The sequence below is a fragment of the Streptomyces sp. NPDC060194 genome (genome assembly GCF_042728285.1).
Taxonomy (GTDB): domain Bacteria; phylum Actinomycetota; class Actinomycetes; order Streptomycetales; family Streptomycetaceae; genus Streptomyces.
Genome location: NZ_JBHWZH010000016.1, coordinates 47104 through 63871 on the forward strand (window position 1 = coordinate 47104; position 16768 = coordinate 63871).

At 74.1% G+C, this 16768-nt stretch carries 16 protein-coding genes; 7 read left to right on the forward strand and 9 right to left on the reverse strand.

From position 1 onward, the window contains the following. Nucleotides 1-154 precede the first annotated feature (154 nt). Complete coding sequence (locus tag ACFWEG_RS05730; RefSeq protein WP_387209579.1) at nucleotides 155-1165, forward strand: LacI family DNA-binding transcriptional regulator; 1011 nt, start codon at nucleotides 155-157, stop codon at nucleotides 1163-1165. 176 nt (nucleotides 1166-1341) lie between these two features. Further along, a complete protein-coding gene (locus ACFWEG_RS05735) occupies nucleotides 1342-2415 on the forward strand; it encodes a LacI family DNA-binding transcriptional regulator (RefSeq protein ID WP_387209581.1) in 1074 nt (357 codons plus the stop codon). Between the two features lie 20 nt (nucleotides 2416-2435). On the opposite strand, the gene ACFWEG_RS05740 is transcribed toward ACFWEG_RS05735, so the two are convergent. From ACFWEG_RS05740 to ACFWEG_RS05760, 5 genes are all read right to left on the reverse strand, one after another. Continuing rightward, nucleotides 2436-3506 carry an alpha/beta hydrolase family esterase gene (locus tag ACFWEG_RS05740; protein ID WP_387209583.1) on the reverse strand — a complete coding sequence of 357 codons (1071 nt, stop codon included), beginning with the start codon at nucleotides 3504-3506 and terminating at the stop codon, nucleotides 2436-2438. Nucleotides 3507-3515: 9 nt separating this feature from the next. Further along, nucleotides 3516-4931, reverse strand: coding sequence for a glycosyl hydrolase (locus ACFWEG_RS05745; protein WP_387209585.1), 1416 nt, complete (start codon nucleotides 4929-4931; stop codon nucleotides 3516-3518). A gap of 324 nt (nucleotides 4932-5255) precedes the next feature. Next, a complete protein-coding gene (locus tag ACFWEG_RS05750) occupies nucleotides 5256-5981 on the reverse strand; it encodes a L,D-transpeptidase family protein (RefSeq protein WP_387209587.1) in 726 nt (241 codons plus the stop codon). A 217-nt stretch (nucleotides 5982-6198) separates the two neighbouring features. Next, nucleotides 6199-7593, reverse strand: coding sequence for a protein kinase (locus tag ACFWEG_RS05755; protein WP_387209589.1), 1395 nt, complete (start codon nucleotides 7591-7593; stop codon nucleotides 6199-6201). 117 nt (nucleotides 7594-7710) lie between these two features. Beyond that, nucleotides 7711-7899 carry a hypothetical protein gene (locus ACFWEG_RS05760; protein ID WP_387209591.1) on the reverse strand — a complete coding sequence of 63 codons (189 nt, stop codon included), beginning with the start codon at nucleotides 7897-7899 and terminating at the stop codon, nucleotides 7711-7713. Nucleotides 7900-8132: 233 nt separating this feature from the next. Between ACFWEG_RS05760 and ACFWEG_RS05765 the strand changes: the two genes are divergently transcribed. After that, a complete protein-coding gene (locus ACFWEG_RS05765) occupies nucleotides 8133-8996 on the forward strand; it encodes a class I SAM-dependent methyltransferase (protein ID WP_387209593.1) in 864 nt (287 codons plus the stop codon). On the opposite strand, the gene ACFWEG_RS05770 is transcribed toward ACFWEG_RS05765, so the two are convergent. Both ACFWEG_RS05770 and ACFWEG_RS05775 read right to left on the reverse strand, forming a co-directional pair. Beyond that, complete coding sequence (locus ACFWEG_RS05770; RefSeq protein WP_387209595.1) at nucleotides 8993-9784, reverse strand: sporulation protein; 792 nt, start codon at nucleotides 9782-9784, stop codon at nucleotides 8993-8995. The two genes, ACFWEG_RS05765 and ACFWEG_RS05770, sit on opposite strands and share 4 nt — an antisense overlap. Before the next feature lie 62 nt (nucleotides 9785-9846). Beyond that, on the reverse strand, nucleotides 9847-10632 hold the full coding sequence (locus ACFWEG_RS05775) for a sporulation protein (protein ID WP_387209597.1): 786 nt from the start codon (nucleotides 10630-10632) through the stop codon (nucleotides 9847-9849). A 259-nt stretch (nucleotides 10633-10891) separates the two neighbouring features. Between ACFWEG_RS05775 and ACFWEG_RS05780 the strand changes: the two genes are divergently transcribed. From ACFWEG_RS05780 to ACFWEG_RS05795, 4 genes are all read left to right on the forward strand, one after another. Continuing rightward, nucleotides 10892-11347, forward strand: coding sequence for a GNAT family N-acetyltransferase (locus ACFWEG_RS05780; protein WP_387209599.1), 456 nt, complete (start codon nucleotides 10892-10894; stop codon nucleotides 11345-11347). Between the two features lie 42 nt (nucleotides 11348-11389). Continuing rightward, nucleotides 11390-12604, forward strand: coding sequence for a D-mannonate dehydratase ManD (gene manD / locus ACFWEG_RS05785; RefSeq protein ID WP_387209601.1), 1215 nt, complete (start codon nucleotides 11390-11392; stop codon nucleotides 12602-12604). A 48-nt stretch (nucleotides 12605-12652) separates the two neighbouring features. Continuing rightward, complete coding sequence (locus ACFWEG_RS05790) at nucleotides 12653-12988, forward strand: hypothetical protein (protein ID WP_387209603.1); 336 nt, start codon at nucleotides 12653-12655, stop codon at nucleotides 12986-12988. A 244-nt stretch (nucleotides 12989-13232) separates the two neighbouring features. Beyond that, nucleotides 13233-14387: a D-alanyl-D-alanine carboxypeptidase family protein gene (locus ACFWEG_RS05795; RefSeq protein WP_387209605.1), complete on the forward strand. Its 1155-nt coding sequence runs from the start codon at nucleotides 13233-13235 to the stop codon at nucleotides 14385-14387. Nucleotides 14388-14454: 67 nt separating this feature from the next. Here ACFWEG_RS05795 and ACFWEG_RS05800 read toward each other — a convergent pair whose 3' ends face one another. Continuing rightward, complete coding sequence (locus tag ACFWEG_RS05800) at nucleotides 14455-15192, reverse strand: D-Ala-D-Ala carboxypeptidase family metallohydrolase (RefSeq protein WP_387209607.1); 738 nt, start codon at nucleotides 15190-15192, stop codon at nucleotides 14455-14457. Nucleotides 15193-15706: 514 nt separating this feature from the next. Continuing rightward, a complete protein-coding gene (locus tag ACFWEG_RS05805; RefSeq protein WP_387209609.1) occupies nucleotides 15707-16039 on the reverse strand; it encodes a hypothetical protein in 333 nt (110 codons plus the stop codon). Nucleotides 16040-16768 lie beyond the last annotated feature (729 nt).

Here is a 16768-nt window from a genome sequence, read left to right on the forward strand (position 1 = left end):
TCCGGCCGCTGACGTCACTTAACCGAGTAAGTGATAAGGCCTGGATGTTAGGAGGGGGAAACAACCGTGTCAATGGAATGCACTGCAACGATCAGGCCCGACCCTTCGGCACGGTAGGGTGAGCCGTGCACTTAACCGTTAAGTTTGGAGTGCCGTGAAACGCCCCACAGTTGCCGATATCGCCCGTCGGGCCGGAGTGTCCAAGGTGGCCGTCTCGTACGCCCTCAACGGACGCCCGGGGGTCTCCGAGTCGACTCGGAGCAGGATCCTCGCCATCGCCGAGGAGATCGGCTGGCGCCCCAACAGCGCCGCGCGAGCGCTGCGCGGCGCTCGTGCGGGAGCCGTCGGTCTGGTGCTGAGCAGGCCCGCTCGCGTCCTGGGTGTCGAGCCCTTCTTCATGGAGCTGATCAGCGGGATCGAGAGCACCCTTTCCGAGCACTCGTGCGCGTTGACCCTGCAGGTCGTCGGCGACCACCAGCGGGAGATCGAGATCTACCGGCGCTGGTGGGGAGAGAGCCGCATCGACGGGGCGTTCCTGGTCGACCTGCACCGGGCCGACCCCAGGGTCGCGGCCGTCGAGGCCCTGGAGATGCCCGCGGTCGTCATCGGCAACCCGGTCGCCGCCGGCTCACTGCCGGCGGTCTGGTCGGACGACGAGGCGGCGATCCGCGAAACCGTCGCCTATCTCACCGCGCTCGGGCATCGGAACCTGGCGCGGATCGCCGGGCTGCCCGACCTCGTGCACACCACCCTCCGCGACGACGCCTTCACCCGCGCCTGCAGAGGACTTCCGCACCACAGCATCGCGCACACCGACTACACCGGCGAGGAGGGGGCCCGCGCGACGCGGCACCTGCTCAGCGACGCGAACCGACCGACCGCCGTCATCTACGACAACGACATCATGGCGGTGGCGGGTCTCTCCGCGGCTCAGGAGATGGGCCTGGACGTCCCGCGGGACCTGTCGATCGTCGCGTGGGACGACTCCCCCATCGCCCAGGTCACGCGCCCCGCCCTCACCGCGCTCAGCCGCGACATCGCCGCCTACGGCGCCCACGCCGCGGAGACCCTCCTCGCCCGCATCTCCGGGCAGCACGCGCAACCCTTCGAGGACCAGACCGCCCGCCTCACCCCGAGAGGCAGCACGGCCGTCCGGACCACCTGACCGAGAGGGCGATCCACGCCCCTGACCCCTTACGAGCGGTAAGGACATGACAACAGCGGCGGGAGTAGGGTGAGTGCCCGGGCCGGCAGCGACCGGCTTCCGGCCCTCGGTCGGGCAGCGCGTGGGCAGAAGAGTCAGGCCACCGGAACACCGTCGGCCCGGACCGGTGGAGGACGATGACGAAGCGCACGAAGGCGGATGCCGAGGTGGGGGAAGCGGCCCGCGCCCTCGCCGACGGCCGGAAGAGCACCATCAAGGACGTCGCCCGGCTGGCGGGGGTCTCCCCGTCGGCGGTGACGATCGCCATTCACGGCAAGCCAGGCGTCTCCTCCGAGACACGGGACCGTATTCTCCGGGCCGCCCGGGAACTCGACTGGAGCCCGAACAAGGCGGCCCAGTCACTCAAGTGGCGCACTCCGCACACCGTTGGGCTCGCCATAGCCCGACCCGCTCGCATGCTGGGACTCGAGCCCTTCTACATGGAGTTCATCTCCGGCATCGAGAGCGTGCTGAAGCAGCACTCGTGCGCTCTGCTGCTGCGCCTGGTAGAGCCGGACGAGGAGATCGACGTCCACCGCGACTGGTGGCAGGGGAACCGCGTCAGCGGCAGCATTCTCGTCGATCTGCGCGTGGACGATCCCCGCATCTCCGCCCTGCCCGCCCTGGGACTTCCCGCCGTCGCCGTCGGACACCCCTCGCTGGCGGGGCCCTTCACCTCGGTGTGGACCGACGACGCGGCCGCCGTCGTGGAGGCCGTGCGCTATCTTTCCGCGCTCGGCCACCGGCGTATCGCCCGGATCGGCGGACCGGCCGAACTGGGGCACAGTGCGATCCGCACCCAGGCGTTCACCGACACCGCACGCGAACTCGGACTGCGGGCGGAGAGCGTGCCGACCGACTTCTCGGCCGACCAGGGCAGCCGGGCCTGCCGATCCCTGCTGCTGTCCGCCGAGCGCCCCACGGCCATCGTCTTCGACAACGACCTCATGGCGGTGACCGCGCTGGGAGTCGCTGCGGAGTTCGGGTTGTCGGTTCCGCAGGACCTGTCGCTCCTCGCCTGGGACGACTCGCAGTTGTGCCGGCTCACCCGGCCGACGCTGTCGGCGATGCAGCACGACGTCTTCTCCTTCGGTGCGGACGTGGCCGAGACGCTGTTCCAGGTCCTGGGGGGACGACGGCCCGAGTCCCACGCGGTGCCGGTCCCCAGGCTCGTCCCGCGAGCGTCCACGGCCCCGCCGTCCTCCCGATGAGGCTGCCCGAGCGGTCCTGTTCACGGCAGCGTGTGCCGCCGGAAGAACTCCCACATCAGCCGGTTGGCGTCGATCTCACGCGTGACGAGCCCGTTGCCGTTGTCGTGGGGAGTGCCCGGCCAGGTGTGCCCCCCGTCCGAGACCGTGTACAGCTGGGCCTCGGCGCCCGCCCGGCACCCGGTGAACACCGTCTTGCGCACGTGGGCGGAGATCCGCGTGGTCGTGGGCCCGGTGGTGCAGTCGTTCAGGGCCGCCCAGCGCTGCAGGGCCACGGGCACCGAGTAGCGCCAGGCGATGACGTCGCCTCCGCCGCCGTACGGGTTGGTCCCGTCCCGCTGTCCGTGGAAGGCGATCACGGGCACGGGGCGGGACGGAGCACAGGAGGCGGGGTCGGGCGCACTCGCGCCGGAGGGATCGGGGCGACCGGCACGGAGGCCGGCCACCGGAGCGATGGCGGCGATCCGGTCGGACAGCATGCAGCCGAGCGCGGACGCCATCCGTCCCCCGCCGGAGTAGCCCGTGGCGTAGATCCGCGCCGGGTCCAGGCAGGCGCCGACGGTGAGGGTGTCGATGACCTGGCGGATGAAGCCGACGTCGTCCCGCGTGCCGCTGGGGGTGACGTGTGGAACGTTCCAGCTGAACCCGCTGCCGCTGGGCACCACCCCGGTGGGCGCCACGACGACGAAGCCGTTCGCGTCCGCCGTGGGCGCCATGTTGCTGTAGGCCAGCTGGTCCGGGCCGGTGGACCGGCTGCCGTGCAGGTCGAGGACCATGGGCAGCCGGGCCCCGGGGGCGCGGTCCGGTATCCGCACCAGCACCTGGTAGGTGCTGCCGCCGAAGACCACGGGGGTGGTGTACTGCCCGGCGGCCAGGCTCGGCGTGCGGGTGCCGGGCGGCACCGTGCCGTCCGGCGGGCGCCGGGTCTGCCGGGGCTCGGTGTGGCGGTCCCTCAGGTGCACCGCGCTTGCGTTCGCCGTCCCGGCCGGGTGGTGCGAGCGAACGGCGTCGGGCAGGCCGTCGAACCCCTTCGCCGGTCGGGGCAGGCCCGCCCCGTCGGACGGGGCGGGCCTGCGGTCCTCGGAGCACTGCACGGTGCGCCGTCAGCCGGGGAAGGTCCAGCGCTGCCAGGCGTTGGCGTTGGAGTCCCAGATCTGCAGCCGGGTGCCGTTGGCCGTCGCACCGCCGGGCACGTCGAGGTAGCGGCCGGACTGCGGGTTGCGGAACTTGCCGTCCGCACCGTACTGCCACTGCTGGGCGCCCGATCCGTTGCAGTCCCAGAGCTGCACACGGGTGCCGTTGGCCGTGCCCTGGCCGGTCACGTCGAGGCACTTGCCGAGCGCGCGCAGGGTGCCGCCCGCGCCGAGTGCCCAGGTCTGCGCCCCGGAACCGTTGCAGTCCCAGAGCTGGACGGCCGTCCCGTTCGCCGTGCCCGCGCCGGCCACGTCGACGCACTTGCCGCCGACGCCGCGGATCGCTCCGCTGCGGGCGGCCGGGGGCGGGGTGCCGCCTCCGGGGACGGTGAACTCGCCCTGGTTCAGCGTGCGCGGGTGGAAGTAGGCCGCCTGTATCTCGGCGTTGGTGTTGCTGCCGCGCAGTTGCTCGGACCAGACCATGAAGTACGCCCAGCGCGTCTGGGTGTTCAGGAGCGTGGCGTCGGGCACCTTGCCCATCTCGGCGAGGGCGATCGGCTTGGACCCGGCGATGTTCTGCAGCTGCTGGTAGTCACCCTGGCTGGGGTGGTTCTTGTACCAGACGTCGAGGGACGCGACGTCGACGTAGGCGTCGCCGGGGTAGTAACGCGCCCAGTCGGCCGTCGGGTTGTCCTGCACGTTCCAGACCCAGACCAGGTTGTCGAGCCCCTTGCTCGTGAGGTAGTCGCGGGTCTGCCGGAAGAGCCGCGCCCCGCCGTCGGTACCGGGCCGCGCGCCCCACCAGTTCCAGGTCTCGTTCATCTCGTGCAGCGGACGGAACAGTACGGGTACGCCGGCCGCCTTGAGCTGCAGGAGGTAGGGCACGACCTGGTCCATGCGCTGCTTCCAGGTCGTGTTGAGGGCCGTCCCGTCCGTCACGATCTGCCGGAACTGGTCGTCGCTGATCCGGGTCTTGACGCCGCCCTCGAACTCGCAGGTGGCGCCGACGGTCGGGCTGCACATGTGCCAGGTGAGCGCGACCAGGGAGCCGTTGGACCACTCCGTCCTCGCCTGGTCCACGACACGCTGCCGGTTCGCCGCGTCCTCGGCGCGGAACATCAGGTCCCCGCCCCACAGTCCGGGCCACTGGCCGGTGATGTCCCGCACCTGTTGGCTGTACTGGCCCGGAGCACTCGCCGGCTCCTTGTTGTGCTGTCCGGAGACGATGTTCGAACCGGTGACCGAACGCAGGTAGTCGATGACGTCCTGCTTGTTCCGACTCGGGAACGCCTGCGCCTGCGGCGGCGGCGAGACGACCGAGAGGACGACGCCGGCGAGCGCGGCGGCGACGGCGGCGACGAGTCTGTTCCGTGACGGTTTGAGCATGGCTGCAACGCCCTTCCATCGTGGGGGAGTTGAGGGGGCTGCCGCGCGATGACGGCCACACCTCGGTCGGAGTGGCCTGCGGGCACGGCACAACATAGCCAGGCTCCCTGCCGCCGTCCATAGAACGTTCTAGTTCTCTCTCCAGCGGAATGAGTGCGATTAGCCAGACACATCCGTTGAGCGTGACTAAAATTTTACTCAAACAAAAGGAAACATTGACAACGTTGTCTAGGCGGGCAGGGTGCTACCGCGACGAATCCCCGTCACCGCGGCGCGGTGACGGGGATCGCTGATGCGTGGCGCAGGTGGAGGGGGCCGCGGGGGTCAGGTGCCGGGTTTGCGGCCCCAGATGTGGACGTCGTCGCCGTTGCGCAGCAGGCTCCAGTACTTCTTCGCCGCCGTCTTCGTCATGTTGACGCAGCCGCGCGAGCCGGGCGGGTTCCACATGCTGACGGAGGCCTGGTGGAAGGCCTGGCCGCCGTCGAAGAACTGGGCGTACGGCATGGGCACGTTGTAGAGGGTCGAGTAGTGGTCGATGTTGCGCCAGTAGATCTTCTTCGCGCCGGTGCGGGTCTCGTCGCCGTTGCGGCCGGTGCGGACGGGGACGGGGCCGTAGACGAGGGTGCGGCCGTCCTGGATCCAGCTCAACTGGAGGGTGAGGTTCACACACGCGACGCGGCCCTTGTTGACCGGGCAGCGGCCGTCGCGGTTCGGGTTGGTGCCGACCGCCTTCTGCTTGGTCATCAGGTCCATGACGCCCCAGGTGACCGACCCGGCGTACCCGGCGTTCGGGGTGATGCCGTGCTTCGTCTGGAACGCCTTGATCGCGCGGCAGTCGGCCGTCGACTGCCGGCCGTCGACCGGGCGGCCGAGGAACTTCTCGACCTTCTTCTGGTACGGGCCCGTCCCCGCCGTGCACGCGGGCGCGGCCTGCGCGGGCGCGGCGCCCAGCGCGAGCGTCAGCGGGGTGACGAGCCCGGTCACCGCCAGCGCGGCGGTCGTGCTTCTCGATATGCGTCGTGTGGTTCCCGTGGTCCCCGTGCCGCCCATGACGGGCCTCCTCGTCTCGGTCGTGCCGTCCCTGACCTGCTGGACACACGTCGACCGGCCGGGGTTGCACAGTTTTCCGGAACGCGACGCAAACGGTACGCACCGGTGACCCGGACGGCGGCGGTCCGGATGGGCGACGGGCGCGTGAGGAGTGCCGGTGGGCGGGTCTTCGCCGGGTGACGTCCCGGCCGCCGTCCGTCGCGTCGCCGACCGGGCCTCACTTCTTCTTGGGCTTCTTCTGGGCGCTCCTGCCCTTCCCGTTCTCCGCCTTGCCCCCTCGGTCACGGGCCGGCTGCGCGCCGGCGGCCGGGGGTTTGCCGTGGGACAGGGACCGGCCGGGAGGCGCGGCGGGTCGGTCCGGGGACGTCCCCCTTTCCCCCGCGGACCTGGCGGGCGCCGCGTCGACGGGGGCGGCGCCGGGATCGCCCGTGGCCGGCGGCGCCGGGTCGGTGGTCCGGGGGCGGGCGCTGCTCCCGGCACCGGTGTTCGGGGACGAGGGGCTGCCGTCGGGAGGCGCCGCCGCGGTGCGCCGCGCGGCGGGCGTGCCGGTGACGTCGGCGGGCGCGGCGGGCCCGTCGGCGAGGACCAGACCGGTGGCCAGGGCCGCGGTGCCGAGTGCCGCGGCGCCGGCGAGGAGGAGCCGTCCGCGGGCGGTCCGCACGGGTCGCGGGGGTCGCGCGGGCGGTTCGGCGTCCTGAGGCGGCCGGGGGTGCGTGCGCTCGTCCGGCCGCGAAGGGGTTCCGGTGGTGACCGGCAGGGCGGCCGGCGCGGCGACGTCGGCCGTGCTGTCGGCGACGGCGGCCAGGGCGCGGGCACACTCCTCGGCGTCCGGGCGGACCGTCTCGTCCAGGGCCGTCATGTCGCTGATGAGCGAACCGAGTTGACGGGGGAGGCCGGGCGGCAGCTCGGGCGGGCGGTGGAGGCGCGCGATCGCCGCCTCCAGGGGTCCGCCGTCGTACTCGAGCCTCCCTGTGAGGCATTCGAGGACGACCAGGCCCAGGGCGTAGACGTCGGTGGGGCAGCCGACGGGCCGGCCCAGGACCTGCTCGGGCGAGAGGTAGGCGGCGGTGCCGACCAGCGTGCCGGGCGCGGTGCGGGACGTCGCGTCGAGGAGCCGCGAGATCCCGAAGTCGGTCAGGTAGGGGCGGCGGGAGGCGTCCAGGAGGATGTTGGACGGCTTCACGTCCCGGTGCACGATGCCCGCCCCGTGCGCGTGGGCGAGGGCGCGCGCGAGGTCCCGGCCGAGCCCGGCGGTCTCCGCGGGGGTCAGCGGGCCCCGGACGATCAGGCGCCGCAGCGTGGGCCCGTCGACGAGTTCCATGACGAGGAAGGCGCGGCCTCCGTCCTGCCCCGCGTCGAACGCCGTCACGAGACCGGGGTGGCGGAGCCGGGCCAGCAGCACCGCCTCGCGCCGGGCGTCGTGCTCGATGTCCACGCCCGCCTCGGGGCGGAAGACCTTCACCGCGACCGGCCGTCGCAGCCGCAGGTCGAATCCCTCGTGGACGTCCGCGGCTCCCCCCGATCCGATCAGGCGGTCGAGCCGGTACCGGCCGGCCACCACGTCCGCGGAGGCCCGCGACCCCAGTGCCCGAGCCGACTCACGAAGTCCCATCACCGCTCCCACCGCGTCGAGAAGCGCGCCGGTCCGGCGCACCACCGCACGCGTGTACCCCGCAGGAGCTCATCCACCACGGACGAGCCGGGGGGGGGTGGTCCGGGGACGGGCGGTCTAGTCGCGGCCCAGGACGATCGTGGCCGACTCGACGGTCCCGGTCGGCTGCTCCCGGCCCCCGTCCTTCCCGACGCCGATCGGGTCGGGCAGGACGGCGGGCTCGTAGAGGCGCACCGGGTCGCCGTCGAGGTGCAGATGGGTGATCCGGCCGTCGTTGCCCGTTCCGTCATCGCTGGTGGCATGCACGGTGAACTACCTTCTTCCGCCTTCGACTTCGTCCCGCCGTCCTGGTGCGGCGGGCACTGTCCCTGCGGGTACCCCGTTCCGTCCGGGGTTCACCGCCGCCGCGCCCCGAGCTCCTCGGCGGCGACGCGGCGGGTGCGGCCCAGTGCCGTGCGCTGTCGGCGGAACGCGCGCGGCCGGCGGCCCGGGTGTGCTGTGCTGCGGGGAGCGCCGACCGCGACGAGACGAGGACTCCGATGGCTCAGCCCACGCCGCCCGTGCCGCCCGCCCCGAGGAACGTCGGGGAGGTCTTCGACGACGGCGCCGAGGGGTTCGCCGCGTGGACGCCGCTGCTGTGGGACCCGGTCGGGGCGGCGACGGTGGCCGCGGCGGGGCTTGCGCCGGGCGAGCGCGTCCTCGACGCGTGCTGCGGCGCGGGCTCCGCGGCCGTCCCGGCAGGGCACGCGGTCGGCGCGGAGGGGCGGGTCGACGCGGTCGACCTCGCGGCGCGGCTGCTCGCGGACGGCCGCGGGCGGGCGGAGCGCGAGGGCCTGGACCAGGTCGCGTTCCACCACGCGGACGTGACCGCCTGGCAGCCGCCGGACGGCCGCCCGTACGACGCGGTCCTGTGCGTCTTCGGGGTGTTCTTCCTGCCCGACATGGACACCGCCGCGGCCCGGCTGCTGCGGCTGGCCCGGCCCGGCGGGCGGTTCGCGCTCACGGTGTGGGAGCGCGGGTCGCTCGAACCCCTCACCGACCCGTTCGGCCGCGCCACCGCGGCCGAGCGGGCCGCCGCGGGACTGGCCCCGCCGGCCCGCGGCCCCGCCCTCTCCGCCTACGAGCGCCTCGGCGACGCCGACGGGCTCACCGGCTGGCTCCGCGGCCTGGGCGCGGGCGCGCCGGCCGTCCGCCCGTTCACGCTCGACATCCCCCTGACGCCCGACCTCGCCTGGCGGTTCCTCACCGGCGCGGCCCCGCGCGCCCAGCTCCACGGCCTCGACCCGGCGGCGGTGACCCGCGTCCGCGAGGCGTTCACGGCGGACCTCGCCGCCGACGGGCCCGCCGTCTTCCGCGCCTCGGCACTGATCGCGACCGGCACCCGCCCCTCGGGCTGTCCCTAGCCGTCGAGCAGGGCCAGCTTCTCCAGGGTGTCGCGGACGCGGGGGCCGAAGTCGGCGTGGCCGACCTCGTGGTGGGCGGCGGCGAAGGTGCGGGCCGGGGGTTTGGACTGCCACCGGAAGGTCGAGCGGTCCGCGCGGCGGACGTGCACCATCGCGCCGACGGCGTTCTGGTGCAGGACGACCTCCAGCTCGGCGAAGCGGTCCGCGCCGCGGGTGCGGTCGCCGAGATGGAAGACCTGGTGGAGGCCGAGGCGGTACTCGACGTCGGGCACGCTGCCCCTGACGAGGTGCGATCCGTCGACCCGGTAGCCCTGGTCGGCGAACGCGCCGAGCACCGCCTCGTACAGCGGCGGCGCGGTGACGTGCAGGAAGTCGAGGTCGAGGACGGGCGACCCGCTCTCCCAGTCGAGCTGGGTGGTCAGCGAGACGTCCACGCCCAGTGCCTGGCCAGCGAGTTCGGTGACCGGGGTCTCCCAGGGCAGCCGGCCCTTGCAGGCGATCCGCTCCTCGGCACCCGGCTGCAGGGCGAACCGGCGCCGGGAGCAGTCGAGCCGGTCGAGCCGGTACGGCTCCTTCTCGGGCTCGCCGTCGGTTCCGTGCAGCCGGGCGAGGATCCGCACGTTGAGGTGGTCGACGGCTAGCGGCCGGCCGCCGGCCCGGATGACGACGTCCGCGGTGACGGGTCCACCCGGCAGGCAGGCGAACGACGTGATCTGCGTGTCGATCTCCGCGGGCCCCCGGCCCTCCCCGCCGTCGTCACCCATCCCGAACAGCCTGCGCAGCCCCATGGCGTGCTCCCTCCCCCGTGCGAATGCCGAGCAGCATATGCCGACGGCCCCGTGACCTGCCCCTAGCCGTCGAGCAGGGCCAGCTTCTCCAGGGTGTCGCGGACGCGGGGGCCGAAGTCGGCGTGGCCGACCTCGTGGTGGGCGGCGGCGAAGGTGCGGGTGGGCGGTTTCTCCTCCCACTCCAGCGCCGAGCGGTCGGCGCGGCGGACGTACGCCATGGCTCCGACGGCGTTCTGGTGGAGGACGAGCTCCAGCTCGGCGAAGCGGTCCGCGCCGCGGGTGGGGGCGGTGAGGAAGAGGGTCTGGTAGTGGCCGGACTGGGACTCGGCGTCGGGGATGTAGCTGTCCCGCACCTGGGAGTCGCCGACGCGGTAGCCCTCCTCGGCGAACGCGGCGAGCACCGCGTCGTAGAGCGGCGGCGCGGTGACGTGCAGCAGGTCGGAGTCCGCGACCGGCGCCTCGCTGTCCCAGGACAGCTTGGTGACGACCGAGACCACCACGCCGACCGCCTGGCCGCCGATCTCGGTGACCGGGGTCTCCCAGGGCAGCCGGCCCCGGAAGGCGAGCCGCTGCTCCGCGCCGGCGGCGACGTGCTCGGTCCAGCCGCTGCTGCTCAGGTCGCAGACGAACTCCTCGCTGGACGAGCCGTCCCAGCGGATCGCCCGCACCTTGACCTCGAGGTCGAGCCCGTCGACGGCGAGACCCCGGGCGCCGCCCCGGATCACCACCTCGGCCTCGACCGGCTGCCCCGGCATGCACGCGAGCGACGTGATCCGCGTGTCGACCTCGCCGGCCCCCCGGCCGTCCCCGTCACCGTCGCCCATCCCGAACAACCTGCGCAGACCCATGCCGTGCGCCCCCTCCCCGTGTGGTTGCGGGCAGCATAGCCGCCGGTCAGGGGCGTGTGCGGGGCGGCGTCGCCTCGTCGGCGCAGGGCGGTCCGACGGAACGTCGGGTTCCGCACCGCCCCTTCCGCGCGGCTTCCCGCCCTGCCGGGATGCGCCGGCCCGGCAAGCCGCCGCGGGCGTGGTCCCGGCGCGGCTGACGCGGCGCCCGGCCCGCGAAACCAGGTGCGCGCCGGGGCCGGTTCTGCGAGGGTCGGGCCTCGTGGACGGGATCGGGATCCGCCGGGCACGGGCGGAGGACGCCGGGGCAGTGGCCGAGGTGTGGCTGCGGTCCTTCGCCGCCGCGCTGCCGTCGGTGCGGCGGGCGCACGGGGACGACGCCGTACGGGAGTGGTTCGCGCGGGTGGTGGTCGTGCACCGCGAGACGTGGGTGGCCCTCGCAGACGGCGAAGTCGTCGGTCTTCTCGTGCTGGGCGAGCGGGAGTTGGAGCAGCTGTACCTCGATCCGGCATGGCGGGGGCGGGGGTTGGGCGAGCGCCTGGTCGAACTGGCGAAGCAACGGCGGCCCGACGGGCTCGAGTTGTGGACGTTCCAGGTCAACGGGCCCGCGCGGCGGTTCTACGAGCGGCACGGCTTCACCGCGGTCGAGCACACCGACGGCCGCGGCAACGAGGAGCGCGAGCCGGACGTGCGGTACGCCTGGCGGCCCGGCGGCTGACGCACCCCGGCCCGCCCGGTGCTGCACTGCTACCGTCCCCGCATGAAGATCGTCGACGCGCGTGTCATCGTCACCTGCCCGGGCCGCAACTTCGTCACCCTGAAGGTGACGACGGACGAAGGGCTGACCGGCCTCGGCGACGCGACGCTCAACGGCCGCGAGCAGGCGGTGGTCGGGTATCTCGCCGAGCACGTCGCACCGTTGCTGATCGGGCTCGACCCGCACCGGATCGAGGACACCTGGCAGTACCTGTACCGCGGCGCGTACTGGCGGCGCGGCCCGGTGACGATGGCGGCGATCGCCGCGGTGGACGTCGCGCTGTGGGACGTCAAGGCGAAGGCGGCGGGCCTCCCGCTCTACCAGCTCCTCGGCGGTGCGAGCCGCGAGCGGATCCGCGCGTACGGGCACGCGGACGGGCGGGACGTGCCCGAGCTGCTCGACGCGGTGCGGGCGCGGCTCGACCAGGGGTACCGGGCGGTGCGGATCCAGACCGGCGTGCCGGGGCTGAAGGCCGTCTACGGGGTGCACGACACGACGGCGGACGGCTCGGCGGTCCCGCACCAGCAGGCGCGGCCGCTGGTGGAGGACTGGGACACCGACGCCTACCTGCGCCACCTGCCCGGCGTCTTCGAGGCCGTGCGGGCGGAGTTCGGCCCGGAACTGCCGCTGCTGCACGACGCGCACCACCGCCTGACGCCGATCCAGGCCGCGCGCCTGGGCAGGGACCTGGAGCCGTACCGGCCGTTCTGGCTGGAGGACTGCACGCCGGCGGAGAACCAGGAGGCGCTGCGGCTGGTCCGCCGGCACACCACGACGCCGCTGGCGGTCGGCGAGGTGTTCAACACCGTGCACGACTACCAGACGCTGATCACCGAGCAGCTGATCGACTACGTGCGCTCGGCCGTCACCCACTTCGGCGGGGTGACGCCGCTGCGCAAGCTGTCCGACTTCGCCGCGCAGCACCAGATCAAGACCGCGATCCACGGGCCGGAGGACATCTCCCCCGTCGGCACCGCCGCCGCGCTCCACCTGGACCTCGCCGTCCACAACTTCGGCATCCAGGAGTACGCCGGCCACTCCCCGCTCGCCGGCGAGGTGTTCCCGCACGCGTACACCTTCGCCGACGGCCACCTCCACCCCGGCGACGCGCCCGGCCTCGGCGTCGAACTGGACGAGGCGCTCGCGGCGGCGCACCCGTACCGCCCGGCGTATCTGCCGGTGAACCGGCTGCGGGACGGGACGGTGCACGACTGGTAGCCCGTGTCGGGCCGTGCGGGCGGGGGGCGCGCGGCCGATAGTCGGAGCATGATGACTCTCGTCGTGGTGTCCGACGACGCGCACGCCCACTGGGTGCGGGACCGGGTGCACGTCAATCCGGAGCTGCGTGTCATCTGGCACGGGGCGGATGCGCGGGCCGCGCTGCCCGTCGCGCAGGTCCTGCTCCCCGACGTCGTCGTCCTCGACCTCGCGGTCGTCGACGACGCGGGGGCGCTCGCCTTCCTGCGGGCGTCCGCGCCCGGCACGTGCGTCGTCCTCTACGCCCCGCCGGGGCGCGATCTTCCCTCCGCGGCGGGTCCTCTCGTCCGCCGCGCCCGCCGTGGCGACGCGGCATCCCTTTTGCGCGCGCTGCGCGCCGCGTGATCGCTGCGGTGGGGGGGCGCGCGCGGGGGGCTCGGGCGGAGTGTGGCTTCGCCGCTGCGCGGCTCGGGGGGCGGGAGCGGGGGGGTTGCGCCGCTGCGCGGCATATCCAGGGGGTCCTGCCGCTGCGCGGCGGGGGTGCCGCGCGAGACCGCCGTGGGGTGAGCCACTCGCCGGCGCGAGGGGGACTGCGGCGGTTGGCCTACGTCGGGGGGCGCGGGGCGGGGATGGTTCCTACGGTGACGACATGGCGAACATGATCAGGCGGGCGCGCGGCGCGATGGTGACGACCGCGGCCGTCGCGGTGATGGCCGGTGGCATCGTCCCCGCCCACGCCGACCGCGACGCACCGCCCGCGACGGACACCCGTGCGGAGGCGCGGCCGTGGTCGGCGCGGGCTCCGCGGGTCACCTCCCTGTCGTGGATGGTGACGGAGGTGGAGTCCGGCCGCGTGCTCGGCGCGAAGAACGCGCACCGGCCGCTCCCGCCCGCCAGCACCCTGAAGGCGCTGTTCGCGCTGACCGTCCTGCCGAAGTTCCGGCACGACGCGGTGCACCGGGCGGAGTTCGAGGACCTCACCGACATCGAGCCGGGCAGCAGCATGGTCGGCATGAAGGAGGGCGTGCGGTACACGGTCGCGGACCTGTGGCGCGGGGTGTTCCTCGCGTCGGGCAACGACGCGGTGCGCGCGCTCGCGCGGATGAACGGCGGCGTGCCGGGGACGATCGCGGAGATGCAGGCGACGGCCCGCAGGCTCGGGGCGCGGGACACCGTCGTGAAGTCGGCGGACGGCTACGACACCCCCGGACAGTCCACGTCCGCCCACGACCTCACCCTGTTCGCCCGCGCGGGGCTCGCGGACCCCGCGTTCCTCGGCTTCGCGTCGACGAAGTCCGCGTGGTTCCCGGCCAAGCGCGGCAAGTACTCGTTCGGCGTGCAGAACACCAACCGCCTCCTGGTCGGCTCGCACGGGGTGAAGCCGTACGAGGGACTGCTCGGCGTCAAGAACGGTTACACCACGCACGCCGGCAACACGCTCGTGACCGCGGCCCGCCGGGGCGGCCGCACCCTGATCGTGTCGGTGATGAACCCCCGCGACGGCGGCGCGAACGCGGCGTACGAGGAGACGCGCGCGCTTCTGGACTGGGGCTTCGCCGCGCCCGCCGACGCCCCCGCGGCCGGCAACCTCGGCCCGCCGGCTCCGGCCGCGGCCGGCCCCTCTCCGTCCGCCTCCGCCGCGCCCGCGTCCCGGCCGCCCGCCGAGGCCGCCGCCGCGGAGCCGAAGTCGTCCCTGGCGCTCCCGCTCTCGCTGCTCGGCGCGACCCTCGTCGCCCTGTTCGTGCTGCGCCGCCGGCAGCGGGGCGGGAGGTCCGGCGGGTGGCGCGGCGGTCGGCGCGTGTGACGGCGCGCAGGGCGGCGGCCCCTCCACCCCGTGGTGGGAGGGGCCGCCGGACGGACGGACCGCGGGGTCAGATCCCGCAGCTGGGCGCGGACCAGAAGCGGCTCGGCCGGTAGTCGACGTGCGTGTGGTCGTCGTGGCCGGGGTAGCCCGGGCCGAGGATGCCCGGGAAGCCGTGGTTGCGGGCCGCCTGGGCCAGCGTGCACAGCGAGTGCGGGCCGGCCCCGAGGTCGGCGGAGTCACCGTAGAGGTGGCGGCTGTTCGACGCCCCGCCCACCGCGTTGTTGCACGCGGTCGACCGGAACCCGCTGGTCACCCGGATGGACTGGTCGCCCAGCGCGTGCCGCATCGCCTGGAGCTTCCACATCGTGCGCAGCGCGTTCGACTTGGCCGTCGCCGCGCTGACCGCGCCGCCCGCCCAGGTCGAGTTGCAGTTGTTCAGCTCGGCGTAGGAGAAGTTGACCGGGGTGCAGTCGTCGTCCTGCAGCGCGTAGATCTTGCTGAACGTCGCCGGGCCCGCGACCCCGTCCGCCGCCAGCCCGTACGCCGACTGGAACCGCTTCAGCGCGGCGGTCGTCGCCGGCCCGAACGAGCCGTCCACGGCCAGCACCGCGCCGTTGCCCGGGTATCCCCCGAGCCGGATCTGCAGTTGCGTCACATCGGCGCCCGACGCACCCTCCGACAGGTTCCGCGACCAGGTGTAGCACCCGTCCGCGTACGCCGTGCCCCCGGTGACGGCGATGCCGCCGGCCGCGAACACCATGACCATGACAATCTTGAGCAGATGTTTCCCTGCACGACGCAGCACGAGGCCTCCCGGTGGGGCGGGGCGAAGCGGACAGGAAGCAGCGTGGCGGGCGGGTGTGACGCGCGTCAACAGGGCGCGGGTTCCGTTATTCGTCCAGACCATTGGCGGTGCGCTGCGGCGGCCCGTTCGCCCGGGGGCGCAGCGACGAGCACGCTTGCGCGGGAGCGGCGGGCCGCGAAGAACTTCAGCCCGGCCGGCGAACGAGGCCGCATATGCGGCGGGGCCGCGGGGGCGCGAGGCGCAAAAATCTTCAGCCCGGCCGGCGATTGAGGCCACCGGGCGCAGCCCGGTATGTGCGGCGGAGCCGCGGGAGCGCGAGGCGCAAAAATCTTCAGCCCGGCCGGCGACTGAGGCCACCGGGCGCAGCCCGGTATATGCGGCGGAGCCGCGGGGGCGCGAGACGCAAAAATCTTCAGCCCGGCCGGCGACTGAGGCCACCGGGCGCAGCCCGGTATATGCGGCGGAGCCGCGGGGGTGGCGGGCGGAGTGCGGGCCCCGGGGGGGCCGGGCGGGGTCAGGGGGCGCGGCGGGGGCGGCGGTGGGCGAGCCACGCCGAGGCGAGCAGCGAGAGGGCCAGCGCGGCCACGCAGGCGACGTCCCAGCCCGCCGACCCGGACGTCGCCGCATCGATCCGACGCGCCGGCACGGCGACCGGCGGAACGACGGGCGCACCGGCCGACCCCGGGGCCGGCCGGACGTCGCCCGCGCCCGCCACACCCGCGGCCGGCGGGGCGACCGGCGCGACCGGGTCCGCGGGCCCCGCGCCCTGCACGGGCCCCGCCCCCAGCAGCACCGCGAGCGCGGCCGATCCCGCGGCGAGGCCGAACCGGTGACGAGGCGTACACATCCAACGCATAGGCCGACGCTAGGCACCGCGCGAGCCCCCCGCACGCCCACCGCCGCCGAACGGGCCGCGCCGTACAGCCGTTGCGTCGGCCCCCCGACGCGGGAGGGTATCGGGTGATCATCCGCGCCCGGGAGGAGCCACCGTGCAGCCCACCGACCGACCGACCGTGACGACCGTCCCCGTGGGGGACGAGAAGGCGGGCCCGTACGGGGATCACCACCGGACCGGACGGCGCGATGTGGGTCACCCTCGTCCACGCCGGCCGCATCGCCCGTGTCCCGGCCGACGGCGAGCCGACCACGTTCGCGCTCGACGCGAGCGACTGCCGCCCCATGGTGATCACGGCCGCCCCGACGGCGCGCTGTGGTTCACCCGCTCCCGCGACGCCCGCATCGGCCGGATCGCGACGGACGGCACGCAGACCTCGTACCCGCTGCCGGACCCGAGTGCGGCCCGTACGGGATCACCGCGGGCCCGGACGGCGCGCTGTGGGTGGCGGTGGAGTCGGGAGCGGTGGCGCGGATCGCCCCGTAGGCGGGGGTGCATCCGGTCGGGCGCCGGGTGCGGTAGTAGGGGCGGGGCCCCCGCCGGACCGCAGGCGGGGGCCCCGCGGCGTCCCCCTGCGCGCGAGGCCCGAGGGGGGACCGGGACCTGCGCTCCCCTCCCCCGCGGCTCCGCCGCATATACCGGGCTGCGCCCGGTGGCCTCAGTCGCCGGCCGGGCTGAAGA

What these genes read in the sequence shown, in the direction of transcription:
- ACFWEG_RS05735 (WP_387209581.1), top strand. Translation starts at nt 1,342, where the DNA reads ATGACGAAGCGCACGAAGGCGGATGCCGAGGTGGGGGAAGCGGCCCGC.
- ACFWEG_RS05745 (WP_387209585.1), bottom strand. Translation starts at nt 4,931, where the DNA reads ATGCTCAAACCGTCACGGAACAGACTCGTCGCCGCCGTCGCCGCCGCG.
- ACFWEG_RS05750 (WP_387209587.1), bottom strand. Translation starts at nt 5,981, where the DNA reads ATGGGCGGCACGGGGACCACGGGAACCACACGACGCATATCGAGAAGC.
- ACFWEG_RS05755 (WP_387209589.1), bottom strand. Translation starts at nt 7,593, where the DNA reads ATGGGACTTCGTGAGTCGGCTCGGGCACTGGGGTCGCGGGCCTCCGCG.
- ACFWEG_RS05765 (WP_387209593.1), top strand. Translation starts at nt 8,133, where the DNA reads ATGGCTCAGCCCACGCCGCCCGTGCCGCCCGCCCCGAGGAACGTCGGG.
- ACFWEG_RS05770 (WP_387209595.1), bottom strand. Translation starts at nt 9,784, where the DNA reads ATGGGGCTGCGCAGGCTGTTCGGGATGGGTGACGACGGCGGGGAGGGC.
- ACFWEG_RS05775 (WP_387209597.1), bottom strand. Translation starts at nt 10,632, where the DNA reads ATGGGTCTGCGCAGGTTGTTCGGGATGGGCGACGGTGACGGGGACGGC.
- manD (WP_387209601.1), top strand. Translation starts at nt 11,390, where the DNA reads ATGAAGATCGTCGACGCGCGTGTCATCGTCACCTGCCCGGGCCGCAAC.
- ACFWEG_RS05790 (WP_387209603.1), top strand. Translation starts at nt 12,653, where the DNA reads ATGATGACTCTCGTCGTGGTGTCCGACGACGCGCACGCCCACTGGGTG.
- ACFWEG_RS05795 (WP_387209605.1), top strand. Translation starts at nt 13,233, where the DNA reads ATGGCGAACATGATCAGGCGGGCGCGCGGCGCGATGGTGACGACCGCG.
- ACFWEG_RS05805 (WP_387209609.1), bottom strand. Translation starts at nt 16,039, where the DNA reads ATGTGTACGCCTCGTCACCGGTTCGGCCTCGCCGCGGGATCGGCCGCG.